This window comes from Donghicola sp. XS_ASV15 (assembly GCF_041224595.1).
Taxonomy (GTDB): domain Bacteria; phylum Pseudomonadota; class Alphaproteobacteria; order Rhodobacterales; family Rhodobacteraceae; genus Donghicola.
On the sequence record NZ_JBGFGN010000119.1, the window covers coordinates 59,637 to 71,630 of the forward strand.

At 59.0% G+C, this 11,994-nt stretch carries 13 protein-coding genes; 3 read left to right on the forward strand and 10 right to left on the reverse strand.

The window, feature by feature from the left end; all coding sequences use genetic code 11:
- Window positions 1-32: 32 nt before the first annotated feature.
- The 9 genes from AB9K37_RS06635 to secG all read right to left on the reverse strand — a co-directional run bounded on the left by AB9K37_RS06635 (window position 33) and on the right by secG (window position 8,125).
- Window positions 33-1,367, reverse strand: a complete 1,335-nt coding sequence (locus AB9K37_RS06635) for a glutamine synthetase family protein (RefSeq protein WP_369836244.1) — start codon at window positions 1,365-1,367, stop codon at window positions 33-35.
- A gap of 83 nt (window positions 1,368-1,450) precedes the next feature.
- Entirely contained in the window at window positions 1,451-2,257 is an 807-nt protein-coding gene (locus tag AB9K37_RS06640) for an ABC transporter permease (RefSeq protein ID WP_369836247.1), read from the reverse strand.
- A complete protein-coding gene (locus AB9K37_RS06645) occupies window positions 2,254-3,141 on the reverse strand; it encodes an ABC transporter permease (RefSeq protein WP_369836281.1) in 888 nt (295 codons plus the stop codon). The genes AB9K37_RS06640 and AB9K37_RS06645 overlap by 4 nt, the downstream gene beginning before the upstream one ends.
- Window positions 3,142-3,219: 78 nt before the next feature.
- Entirely contained in the window at window positions 3,220-3,951 is a 732-nt protein-coding gene (locus tag AB9K37_RS06650; protein ID WP_293707356.1) for a transporter substrate-binding domain-containing protein, read from the reverse strand.
- 25 nt (window positions 3,952-3,976) lie between these two features.
- Window positions 3,977-4,753 carry an ABC transporter ATP-binding protein gene (locus AB9K37_RS06655; protein WP_369836250.1) on the reverse strand — a complete coding sequence of 259 codons (777 nt, stop codon included), beginning with the start codon at window positions 4,751-4,753 and terminating at the stop codon, window positions 3,977-3,979.
- Between the two features lie 150 nt (window positions 4,754-4,903).
- Window positions 4,904-5,341 (reverse strand): TerB family tellurite resistance protein, encoded by a 438-nt coding sequence (locus tag AB9K37_RS06660; protein ID WP_369836253.1) that lies wholly within the window; start codon window positions 5,339-5,341, stop codon window positions 4,904-4,906.
- Window positions 5,342-5,383: 42 nt separating this feature from the next.
- The gene (locus AB9K37_RS06665) at window positions 5,384-5,821 is read right to left on the reverse strand and encodes a TerB family tellurite resistance protein (protein ID WP_369836256.1); all 438 of its coding nucleotides are present in this window, start codon (window positions 5,819-5,821) and stop codon (window positions 5,384-5,386) included.
- A 124-nt stretch (window positions 5,822-5,945) separates the two neighbouring features.
- Complete coding sequence (locus AB9K37_RS06670) at window positions 5,946-7,589, reverse strand: CTP synthase (protein ID WP_369836259.1); 1,644 nt, start codon at window positions 7,587-7,589, stop codon at window positions 5,946-5,948.
- Window positions 7,590-7,750: 161 nt separating this feature from the next.
- Window positions 7,751-8,125 carry a preprotein translocase subunit SecG gene (gene secG / locus AB9K37_RS06675; protein ID WP_369836262.1) on the reverse strand — a complete coding sequence of 125 codons (375 nt, stop codon included), beginning with the start codon at window positions 8,123-8,125 and terminating at the stop codon, window positions 7,751-7,753.
- A 253-nt stretch (window positions 8,126-8,378) separates the two neighbouring features.
- Here secG and AB9K37_RS06680 point away from each other — a divergent pair, with 253 nt between their 5' ends.
- The 3 genes from AB9K37_RS06680 (at window position 8,379) to AB9K37_RS06690 (ending at window position 10,445) form a co-directional block, all read left to right on the forward strand.
- The gene (locus tag AB9K37_RS06680; RefSeq protein WP_369836264.1) at window positions 8,379-9,674 is read left to right on the forward strand and encodes an adenylosuccinate synthase; all 1,296 of its coding nucleotides are present in this window, start codon (window positions 8,379-8,381) and stop codon (window positions 9,672-9,674) included.
- Window positions 9,674-9,916: a DUF2842 domain-containing protein gene (locus tag AB9K37_RS06685; protein ID WP_369836267.1), complete on the forward strand. Its 243-nt coding sequence runs from the start codon at window positions 9,674-9,676 to the stop codon at window positions 9,914-9,916. The genes AB9K37_RS06680 and AB9K37_RS06685 overlap by 1 nt, the downstream gene beginning before the upstream one ends.
- Before the next feature lie 127 nt (window positions 9,917-10,043).
- Window positions 10,044-10,445 (forward strand): hypothetical protein, encoded by a 402-nt coding sequence (locus AB9K37_RS06690; RefSeq protein WP_369836270.1) that lies wholly within the window; start codon window positions 10,044-10,046, stop codon window positions 10,443-10,445.
- 73 nt (window positions 10,446-10,518) lie between these two features.
- Here AB9K37_RS06690 and AB9K37_RS06695 read toward each other — a convergent pair.
- Window positions 10,519-11,994, reverse strand: a 1,476-nt coding sequence (locus AB9K37_RS06695; RefSeq protein ID WP_369836272.1) for a hypothetical protein, incomplete at its 5' end; no start/stop codon positions are given.

Sequence of the window (11,994 nt, forward strand, 5' to 3'; positions counted from 1 at the left end):
GGTCGTAAAGTGACGGGGCCAAAGCGGCCACGTCAGACCGTATCGAGATAGATCTCAACCTGTTCGCGATCATCCAGTTCCGCCATGTAGAACATTTCCTGGCGTTTGGTCGCGACATAATTGCGGATCAGTTCGGGGGTAAAGATACGGGCGATGTGCTCGTCCTTTTCGAACGCTTCGATCGCGCTTTCCCACGTGTTCGGAACTTGCGGCAGCTTCTGGTTATAGGCGCTGCCCTTGATCGGCTTGCAGGGCTCTGCGTGATCATCGATCCCGTTCATTGCGGCCCCAAGGATGCCTGCGATCAGCAGATAGGGGTTCACATCGCCGCCGGCCACGCGATGCTCAATCCGGCGGGCGCGCGGGTCGCCCGAGGGGATGCGAATCGCGGCGGTGCGGTTCTCGTAACCCCAGCAGATGCTGGTGGGCGCGTGGTTGTCTGGGACCAGACGGTCATAGCTGTTGGCGTGGGGCGCAAAGAGCAGGGTGCTGCCCGGCATTGCGTCCATACAGCCCGCCACAGCATGGCGCAGATAGGCGCTGCCTTGCTGGCTGCCGTCGTCAAAGATGTTCTGGCCGTTCTTGTCGATGACCGAGAAATGGGTGTGCATCCCGCTGCCCGAATAGTCGACATAAGGCTTGGCCATAAAGCTTGCGGCAAAGCCGTAGCGGCGGGCCAAACCTTTGACCAGCATCTTAAACAGCCACGCATCATCGGCGGCGCGCAGGGCGTCGTCGCTGTGCATCAGGTTGATTTCGAACTGCCCCAGACCTGCTTCGGAGATTGCTGTATCGGCGGGGATGTCCATCTCTTCGCAGGCGTCGTAGAGGTCCGAAAAGAACTTGTCGAACATGTCCAGAGCACGGATCGAGAGGATCTCGGCGGCCTTGCGGCGCTTGCCCGAACGGGGGCTGGCGGGGACTTGGAAGGACTTGCCTGAGTCGTCGATCAGGTAGAATTCGAGTTCAACCGCGACGACGGGTTTCAGGCCCTTTTCGTCATAACGTTCCAGCACCCGGCGCAGCGCGTGGCGGGGGTCGCCTTCGAAGGGGCGACCGTCTTCGTGGAACATCCAAAGCGGGAGGAGGGCGGTCGGCCCTTCGAGCCACGGCATGGGCACAAAGCCGCGTTCGGTCGGTTTCAGAACGCCGTCACGGTCCCCTGTTTCGAACACAAGAGGGCTGTCGTCGATGTCTTCGCCCCAGATGTCGAGGTTCATCACAGACATTGGAAAGCGCGTGCCGCCTTCGACCACTTTGTCTGCAAATCGGGTTGGCACCCGTTTACCGCGGGGCTGACCGTTCAAATCTGCCGCGGCCACACGGATGGTGCGCACCATGGGGTGCTTGCGTAGCCAGTTTCTCATAAATCACCTGCGTTGCCCGTTCGTCGGGCTAATTTGATCAAATTCACTGTCTCTAAGAGCCGCGATGAAATCAAGAGCTATTGTTAGCGGATCAGGCGGGGGCGCAGCTTGATCTTTTGGCGCTGATTGTGGGGCAGGTGCCGGTTCAACCGTTTGTTAATTAATCCAAAGATGCTGATTAGGATCAGGGTTAGCATGATGAAGTACATCGCAAGGATCGGGTACGGCACGAACGGGTTGTAGGTCTTATCCGCGAAATATTTGGCGTAATAAAGGGCATCGCCCATCTGCTTGAACGCTGGAAAGCCGCTGAAATAGACCAGCACGGTCGACTGGAACAAGAAAATCGCCTCGTTCGTGTAGGCGGGCCATGCCAGTCGCAGCATCGTGGGCCAGATCACCCGCTTGAAGCGCGGCCAACCGGTCAGGCCATAGGCATCTGCAGCCTCCAGATCCCCCTTCGGAATCGACTGAAGCGCGCCATAGAAAATCTCGCCTGAGTAGGCGGCGGTGTTCAGCAGCAGCACGACCAGCGCCCCGAGCCATGCCGAGGTCAGGGGATCAAAGAAACTGCTGACGCCCTTGAGGCTGAGGAACAGGAAGTAGGCAAAGAAGAATTGGATGAAGAGCGGCGAACCTCGGAACACAAAGATCGTCCACTCAGCCGGTTTGCGGAACAGGGGGTTCGCGCTGGTCTTGCCCACGGCGAGCAAGACGGCCAGCACGAAGCCCGCGATCAGCGCGAGCGTTCCAAAGTAGATGTTCTGCAGCATGCCCGATCCGATCAGGGTGAACTGCTGGCAAAGCGTGAAGTCCGAGCGCGGCAAGAGCCGCTCGCCTAAACCCAGCGACCGGAGGCTGTAATCCGCGATGGTTTGGAAACAGCTCATGCGGCGGCTCCTTTGCGCTGTGCCTCGCCGCCCGCGGTCGCTTGGCCGTGGGTCAGTTTGCGCATGATCCGGTCAAGGAAGACTTCGGACACTTTGGTAAAGCCGAGGTAGAAAATCAGAAGCACGAGGAAGTACCACAGGCGCCAGTCAGGGTGCGGATAGTCGGTGAAGCGGGCGGTCTTGGCACCGCCAAGTTCACGGGCCCAGTAGACGATATCTTCGACACCCAAGAGGAACAGAAGAGGGGTGGCCTTGATCAGAACCATCCAGAGGTTCCCAAGGCCGGGCAGAGCGTAGACCCACATTTGTGGCACCAGAATGCGCCAGAAGGTCTGGCGAGGTGTCATGCCATAAGCTTCGGCAGTTTCAAGCTGCGCACGCGGTACGGTGCGCATGGCCCCGAACATCACGTTGGCAGCAAAGGCGCCAAAAACGATAGCAAAGGTCACCACGGCGAGGGTGAAACCGTACACTTCGTGAATCCATTGGGCTGCATTGCCGAGGGGCATCTTGGCAGCGGTGCAGACCACAAAGTCGTTGCCTTGGCGGATCGGTTCGTCCCAGTCGGGGCACTTCACCTGATGGCGCAGCCACTCGATGCCCTGATCCAAAGCGATCACGAAGAACAAGAAGAACGCAATGTCCGGAACCCCGCGGACAATGGCGATGTAGATTTTCCCAAGCCAACTGACCGGCGTGAACGACGACCGCGCCGCCGAAGCGCCAGCAAAGCCGAAGAGCAACGCAGCGGGGGCCGTGATTGCCAGCAGCAAAAGCACGGTGCCAAAGGAGTAGTAGAAAGCCATGTGCTTGCCGGTCGTGAGGTAACAGGCGAGCCACTGGAATTGGCCAAGTGTGTCGGGGTCGGTGCAGAAGCTGATAATGGCGGGCCTCTTGGCGAGGTCTGGATGTGAGTATTTTTGGCAAAAAGAAGGGAGGGGCGTGCCCTCCCTTCGGAGCGATTAGAAGGTGGCCGAGTCGGGCAGCCACTTGACGATCAGCTCGTTCAGGCTGCCGTCTTCTTTCATCGACTGGATCGCCGCGGTGAACTTGTCGCGCAGTTCGCTGTCGGACTTGCGGATGCCAAGGCCGATTCCGCCACCGATCAGGACGTCTTCGCCGGTCAGCTCGAGGTCAGCGTTTTCCTCTGCGATGGGCGCGAGGAAGGCTTTGTCGGCCAGAACTGCGTCAGCTTCGCCGTTGCGGACGGCTGCAACGGTTTCGTCAGGCGATGCGAATTCCAAGAGGGTCGCGCCCGAGTCGGTGATGTGGCTGGCCTGAATGGTGCTGGCCTGCGCTGCGATCACGCCTCCGGTGAAATCCACATCCGCGCCAGCCATCGCCATGTAGGCCGACGGGTCGGGCTGGGTGTAGTTTTCGGTGAAGTCGATTTTTTCCATGCGCTCTTCGGTGATCGACATGCCTGCGATGATGGCGTCGTAGTTACCCGAAACGAGGTTGGGGATGATCGAATCCCAGTCGTTTGTGACCCATTCGCAGTTCAGTTCAGCGCGCTTGCACAGCTCGTCACCCAACTCGCGCTCGAAGCCATCCACTTCGCCCGCATCATTGATAAAGTTGTACGGAGGGTAGGCGCCCTCGGTGCCGAGACGGACGACATCGCCGTGACCCGCAGCAAAGAGGCTGGTGGCTGACAGAGCCAGCGCGGCGCTGGTGATCAGTAGTTTTTTCATTTGGTTAACTCCCCTTGAGTGTTGTTCAGGCAGCTGTCGTATGGCTTAGGAATTGCTGCAGCCGCTCTGATTTGGGCGCCCCGAATAGGGTTGCGGGATCGCCCTGTTCTTCGATCAGGCCCTGGTGCAAGAACACGACATGATCGGAAACATCGTGGGCCATTTTCATGTCATGGGTGACGATGATCATGGTGCGGCCCTCTTCGGCGAGGGCTTTGATGACGCGCACCACTTCTTGTTCCAACTCGGGATCTAGTGCGGAAGTGGGTTCGTCAAAGAGAAGAGCTTTGGGTTCCATGCACAGGGCACGGGCAATCGCGGCGCGCTGCTGCTGTCCGCCGGAGAGCTGTGCGGGCCAAGCATCGCATTTGTCGCCGATGCCGACCTTGTCCAGATACATGCGGGCCTTTTGTTCAACCTCGGCCTTGTCGCGTCCCAGAACGGTCACGGGGCATTCCATGATATTTTCAAGGATCGTCATGTGGGACCAGAGGTTGAATTGCTGGAAGACCATCGACAGGTTCGTGCGGATCCGCATGATCTGCTTGGCGTCAGCGGGACGACGGGCCAGTTCTTGGCCCTTCCATTTTACGGGCTCGCCCTCGAACAGGATTTCGCCCTTCTGGCTGTCTTCCAACAGGTTGGCGCAACGCAGAAGCGTGGACTTGCCCGACCCCGAAGAGCCGATCAGCGAAATGACATGTCCGCGCGGGGCGGTGATGTCGACACCCCGTAGAACCTCTAGCTCGCCGTAACGCTTGTGAAGGTTGCGGATTTCGATAACTGGTTGATTATTGACCACAAGAACCCTGATGGTTGCATTTGGAATTTGCGCTAGTAACGCTTATTCAATCTGAAAATGCAACGCTTGGTCAAATTTGACCGTAGGTAAATTTTAGTTTTCACATCAGGTGGATTGAAAGTTTGGCGCAGGACTCGTCCTAAAGGGGGATCAGTCGCCCTGAACACGTTGACGCGCCAGTGCGCTGTCCATGTCAGACACGCCCAAGAAACGGGATACGGTTCGTAGGAGGGCATCTTCGGCTTCGTCACGTTTTCCGTCAGCCAGAACCACCTGCCAAAGGGATTCGATGACCCCGAGACGATGGTCATAGGGCACACCCTGCTTGATCGCAGTTGTGAATTTCACGGTGTCGGGGGCTTCGGATTCCAGCTGCTCTGCTTCGCGGCGCAATTCAGCCGCGGCGTCCGGACCAAGTCCGTAGCGAGAGGCCGTGATGCTGTCTATCAAGTCGATTTCCGACTTCGCATAATCCTCGTCCGAGCGAGCGATGCGCACCAGAAGCGCGGTCAAGGCGAGCCGCGAATCTCCTTCGGTCAGAGGATCAACGGCAGGTTCGGTGAGGCGGCGTAGGAAATCAGCAAACATAGCTTTGATATAGTGGTGGCGGGCGTGCCCGCCAAGCAGGGATTACATCGAAGCGATCGCGTGCTCGCGGGCGACCTGCGCCTCGGCGCGGCGGATGCCGAACCCACGACGCGCTTTGGTCAGCAAATCATCGTTGCGCTCTGTGCGGGTTTCATTCGTGAGAACGACCTCCCACAGCCCACTCAGGACACCGAAACGCTCTTCGGGGGCCAGCGCGTCGCGGATTGCGACGATCATCGACTGTGGATCGACTTCTGCGCGCTCTAGCTTCTCGCCGGCGGCGCGCAGCTTCATGGCTTCGACAACATTGAGGCCAAAGTGGCGGGCCAGACTGCGGTCAATGGCGCGGATGTCTTCGTAACTATATGTCCCCTCGCTCTTGGCTGCTCGGACCAACAGGGCTGCGACGGCAGTCCGGCTATCCAGCGACGGCACTTCGTCAGAAGAGGCGGCGAAAAGAGTTTTGAGGCTTTTGAACATTTGAAACGCTCCACGTTCAGAACTGTGTCTGTGATGGATCAATAACGCTCCGGTTGAGAAAAAGTTTCGGGGCCACCCATGAAAAATGAGTGACCCCGATGCAATCATGACATTGCGGGTTCGGTTATACCAAACGAGAGCTTTCCTTTGCTGCGCGCACAAAGTCGCGGAACAAGGGGTGCGGCTGGAACGGCTTGGACTTCAGTTCGGGGTGGAACTGAACGCCGATGAACCATGGGTGATCTTTCCATTCGACGATCTCGGGCAGGCGTCCATCGGGCGACATGCCAGAGAAGCTAAGGCCGCAAGCCTCGAGCTGCTCACGGTATTTCGTGTCGACCTCGTAGCGGTGGCGGTGGCGCTCTTCGATCTGGGTCGCGCCGTAGATTTCGGCCACTTTGGAGCCTTCGGTGAGAGTCGCGTTGTATGCGCCAAGACGCATGGTGCCGCCCTTGTCGTCCTTGACCGAACGCTCGACCTTGTGATTGCCCTGCACCCATTCTTTCAGGTGGTAAACAACGGGGGTAAAGCGCTTCTGACCGGCTTCGTGGTCGAATTCTTCCGAGCCCGCATCGTCCACTTTGGCCACGTTACGGGCCGCTTCGATCACCGCCAGCTGCATGCCAAGGCAGATGCCGAGGTACGGCACTTTGTGTTCGCGGGCGAACTGAGCCGCTTTGATCTTGCCCTCGGTGCCACGCTCGCCAAAGCCGCCGGGCACGAGAATCGCGTCGTAGCCTTCGAGATGGGGCGCGGGATCTTCGCGGTCAAAGATTTCCGAGTTCACCCACTCGACCTTAACCTTCACACGGTTGGCCATGCCGCCGTGGGTCAGCGCTTCGGCGATGGATTTGTAGGCGTCTTCGAGCTGAACGTATTTGCCCACGATCGCGATTTTGACTTCGCCCTCGGGGTTGTAGATGCGGTCGGCGACGTCGTTCCAACGCGCCAGATCGGGCTTGGGCGCGGGGCTGATCTGGAAGGCGTCCAGAACGGCCTGATCCAGACCTTCGCGGTGATAGGCCAGAGGCGCTTCGTAGATCGACTTTAGATCCTGCGCGGCGATCACGGCGTCGGGGCGCACGTTACAGAACAGGGCCAGCTTTTCGCGCTCTTTCGCGGGAATCGGGCCTTCGGAACGGCAGACCAGAATGTCGGGCGCCAGACCGATTGAACGAAGCTCTTTTACGCTGTGCTGTGTCGGCTTGGTTTTCAGCTCGCCCGACGCCTTGATGAATGGCAGCAGGGTCAGGTGCATAAACAGGCACTGACCACGGGGCTTTTCGTTGGCGAACTGGCGGATTGCTTCGAAGAAGGGCAGGCCTTCGATGTCGCCGACGGTGCCGCCGATTTCACAGAGCATGAAATCAACTTCGTCTTCGCCGATCGAAATGAAGTCCTTAATCTCGTTCGTGACGTGGGGAATCACCTGAATAGTTTTGCCCAGATAGTCACCGCGGCGCTCTTTCTCGAGAACGTTCGAATAGATACGGCCCGACGAGACCGAGTCGGTCTTGCGCGCAGCCACGCCGGTGAAACGCTCGTAGTGTCCCAGATCGAGGTCAGTCTCGGCCCCGTCGTCGGTGACAAACACTTCGCCGTGCTCGAAAGGCGACATCGTGCCGGGGTCAACGTTCAGATAGGGGTCCAGCTTGCGCAAGCGGACCGAGTATCCGCGCGCCTGAAGCAAAGAGCCGAGCGCCGCCGAGGCAAGACCTTTGCCCAACGAACTCACAACGCCACCAGTGATGAATATGAATCGCGCCATTCGGTCTGCGCTCCCGTGATGTTCCGCCAAAAAGCAATGCCCGTGCGATCCCGAAGAATCGCAGCATCACGGGATTTGAGCCTTAGCGGATTCGCAAAGTTTTAGCAACCGGACCTCAAGATGCTGTTAGGTCCGGTTCGCAATGTTCTAATGGTTGTAGCTTAGTTGGCCGAGGGCACCAAAGGCGCGTCCGAAGCGGACGGCGGCAGCAGGTCAGAGCCTGCAGGTGCATCGGATTGCTCTTCGGTTGCGGTGGGGGCGGTGCCACCCAAGCGGTCCAGAACAGAGCTGTCAGACGAATTGCTGGCCGCAATCACGGTCAGAGCGATCGAGGTGCAGATGAATGCAGCCGCCAGAGCCCAAGTGATTTTGCCCAGTGCGGTTGCAGCTGCGCGGCCGGACATTACGCCGCCGACACCGCCGCCACCACCGCCGCTGCCCATGCCAAGGCCGCCGCCTTCGGACCGCTGCATCAGAACGATACCGATCAGAGACAGTGCCAGAATGAGGTGGATAATCAGAACGACGTTTTCCATGAAGGACCTGCAGCAACTCTTTTGTTGTCCGCCCATGTAGGGAAAATCGGCGCGGGGGGCAAGCCGTGTGGCCCAGACTTTCGCCAAATCCGCTGAAAACAGCCATAAGGATAGTGTGACTGGGGTTATCAACCCTGTTTAACTGGCCCTGCGGCCTTTGGATGCGATGGATCGGCGCAAATAGAGGTTTCGTCTGCCCAAGCACATCGCTATAGGAGGCACGGTTTGAAGATCTGACAATAGGGGATCCCTTATGGCCAACGTTGTGGTTGTCGGCGCTCAGTGGGGCGATGAAGGCAAAGGCAAGATCGTGGACTGGCTGTCCGAACGCGCAGACGTGATCGCGCGCTTTCAAGGCGGACACAACGCCGGCCATACGCTGGTGATCGATAGCAAGGTTTATAAATTGCACGCGCTGCCTTCGGGTGTTGTCCGCGGCGGCAAGCTGTCTGTCATCGGGAACGGCGTGGTTCTGGACCCTTGGCACCTGATCAAAGAGATCGCGACTGTGCGCGAGCAGGGCGTCGAGATCACCCCCGAAACTCTGATGATCGCGGAAAACACCCCGCTGATCCTTCCGATCCACGGTGAGTTGGATCGCGCCCGCGAAGAGGCAGCCAGCAAGGGCACCAAGATCGGTACCACCGGTCGCGGCATCGGCCCCTGCTATGAGGACAAAGTGGGTCGCCGTGCGATCCGCGTTGCCGATCTGGCGGACCGTGCGACCCTTGAGGCGCGTGTTGACCGGGCTCTGCAGCACCACGACCCGCTGCGCAAAGGTCTGGGAATCGAAAGCATCGACCGCGAAGCGCTGATTGAGCAGCTGGTCGAGGTCGCCAAGGAAATCCTGCCTTACGCCGCGCCTGTCTGGAAGGTCCTGAACGAAAAACGCAAGGCCGGTAAGCGAATCCTGTTCGAAGGCGCGCAGGGCTCTTTGCTGGACATTGATTTCGGCACCTATCCCTTTGTGACCTCGTCGAACGTGATCGCAGGTCAGGCGTCGACCGGCGTGGGCATCGGCCCTGGCTCGATCGACTACGTTCTGGGTATCGTCAAAGCCTACACCACACGCGTGGGTGAAGGCCCGTTCCCGACCGAGCTCGAGGATGCGGACGGCCAACGACTGGGTGAGCGCGGCCACGAATTCGGCACCACCACCGGCCGCAAGCGCCGTTGTGGTTGGTTTGACGCGGCTCTGGTCCGTCAGACCTGCGCAATTTCGGGCATCAACGGCATCTCGCTGACCAAGCTCGACGTTCTGGACGGCTTCGAAACTCTTAAGATTTGCGTTGGGTACAATCTGGACGGCGAACAGTTGGACTACCTGCCCACCGCCGCAGACGAGCAGGCGCGCTGCACCCCGATCTACGAAGAGATGCCCGGCTGGTCGGAATCGACCGAAGGCGCACGTTCGTGGGCGGACCTGCCGGCCAACGCGATCAAATACGTCAAGCGCGTCGAAGAGTTGATCGAGTGCCCTGTTGCACTACTCTCCACGTCACCCGAACGCGATGACACAATCCTAGTAACCGACCCGTTTGCTGACTGATGGCCCTTAGCTACAAGACACGCCGCCGCCTTTCCTTGCTGATCCTGCTCTTGGGTCTGCCGGGCTATGTGGTGGTGGCGGTCACGATCATGAGCACGATCGACCGTCCGCCTCTTTGGTTGGAGCTTGCGATCTACATTGCTCTGGGGATTGTATGGGCCTTGCCCTTCCGTGCAGTATTCCGCGGGATCGGGCAGGCGGACCCGGACGCGCCTCCGGAAAAGTTTGATGACGACAAGTGATGCGAGAGGGGTGCAGAAATGCACCCTTTTTTGTTGCGTATCGAATTTATTCACGTGCCGCGTCGCAGAGAGATGACAGCGATTCTTTGGATGGATAGGCTGAACCCATTCACTCAGAGGATTTGAAATGAAACAGATTCCCCAAAAAGCCCTGACACTCACTCTGGCTCTGGGATTGTCCGGGTGCATCATCATCCCGATCCCGAAAGTTCGGGACACTGCGAACTACTGCACCATTGAAAACGCCTACAGCGTGGCGCGGGAAACAGGCGATGCCTTGCAAGAGGACATCTGCAGCGAAGTGAACGCCCAAGGACGCGAAATTGCCACCCAGCGTGGCCAGAAATACTACGAGCTTTCGCGCAAGATCGAACTCTATCAGGAAATGCTCGATGATCCGCAGTTGGAAAGCGTACTAAAGAACGCGCCAGAGCCAATCCCCAGCTTTCTGCTGCGCGAGAAAATCAGCCGCCTGATGGAAGAGCGCAAGCAGTATGCGACCCCGCCGGTGGTCATCCCTGCGTCCTGAGAGCCGCGCGATATGCAATGAAAAAGGCGGCCCCGTTTGAGGCCGCCTTTTGTATCTGCGTTCCAGAAATGTTTTATTCGCCGGACGCCATGGCGCGCGGCTGATACCGGATGTTCTCGTTGACCGTAAATCGGCCGCCTTGCAGCTTGGAAATCTTTTCCTCGCGCAAGAGCTGGCCAAACGCACGCAGGGCTTCCTCGCGGCTGAGCCCGTCTTCCATCACCGATTTGAGTAGGGTCATGACCTGCGGGCGGGTGAAAGGATCGCGGCCCTGAACGCATGCGGTGTAGGCTGCGGCCGCCTCGAGCAGATCTGGCAGGCGGGTCGCACCTTTCTCTTCTGCATAGGCCGCAAAGTTTGGGCGATCGCGGCGCGCTTCCTCTGCACCGCTCGACACCCGGCGCGGGCGGACGGCCATCTTGGATGCATCGACGCGCTGTTCCTCTACCAGGCGAAGCGGCGCTTCGGCGGGGCGGGGGCGCTCGGCGCGCTGGGTGTCCGTGACTTGAGGACGGCGGGGGCGAATGATTTCCTTGGTTTCCGGGATGGGCTCGGGTTTGATCGCTGCGGGCGCGGCTTCTTCCTTGGGCTCTTCGCTTTTGCGCAGAACCCGTGATTTTTCCGCGCGAGTTGCGGCAACGGCGGCCTTCAGGTGCGCCAGAGCGGTGCGGCGGCGGTTGCTTTCCGGAGCGTCCATTTCGGTTTTGGCTTTTTCCAGAAGACGATCAGCCGCGTCTTCACCAGTGTCGGCCTGTTCCAATAGCTCGCGGCCAGCTGGACGCTCTTCTCGCGCAGCAATAGGCGCTTCGTCCTGTTCTGGTGCGACAGTCTCTTCTGACTCCGCGGTCTCTTCGGCTTCGGTGTTTTCTTCTGCTTCCGGCGCCATTTCGGCTTCGACTTCAGCCAGAGCACGCATGAGATCGGCTTCTTCTTCGTCGCTCAGGCTGGTCTGCGGGTGCGCTACTTCTGCGGCTGGTTCTACATCCGAAGTTTCTTCTGCGAGCTCTTTTGCCATTTCCGAGCGCTTCAGTCGCAGTACACGGACGCGGCGCGGACGGCTCTCTTCTTCGTCATCGAGGGCAGTTGTTTCTTCTGCGTCTTCGGCAATCTCTTCTTGATCTTCGGCGATCGCATCGAATGCTTCTGCTTCTGCTTCTACCGCTTCTGCTTCTGCTTCTGCGACGTCTGCGCTTGCTGGCTCTACAGGTTCTTCATCCTCTGCAGAAAGTTCTTCTGCAATCAGGTCAGATAGCTCAATCGTGTCCGAATCGCTGTCTTCGTCATCTTCGACCGATGCGTCCGTAGAGGGAGACGCGTCTTCGTCGTGGGTTAGGTTTCCCAAGACACTCGCGATGCGAAGGGCGTCTTCGTCCTCTGCTTCTTCTTGCGCTTCGTCCGAAGCGATGATCGCTTCCTCAGCCTCAGCCTCAGCCTCAGCCTCAGCCTCAGCCTCAGCCTCAGCCTCAGCCTCAGCCTCAGCCTCAGCCTCAGCCTCAGCCTCAGCCTCAGCCTCAGCCTCAGCCTCAGCCTCAGCCTCAGCCTCAGCCTC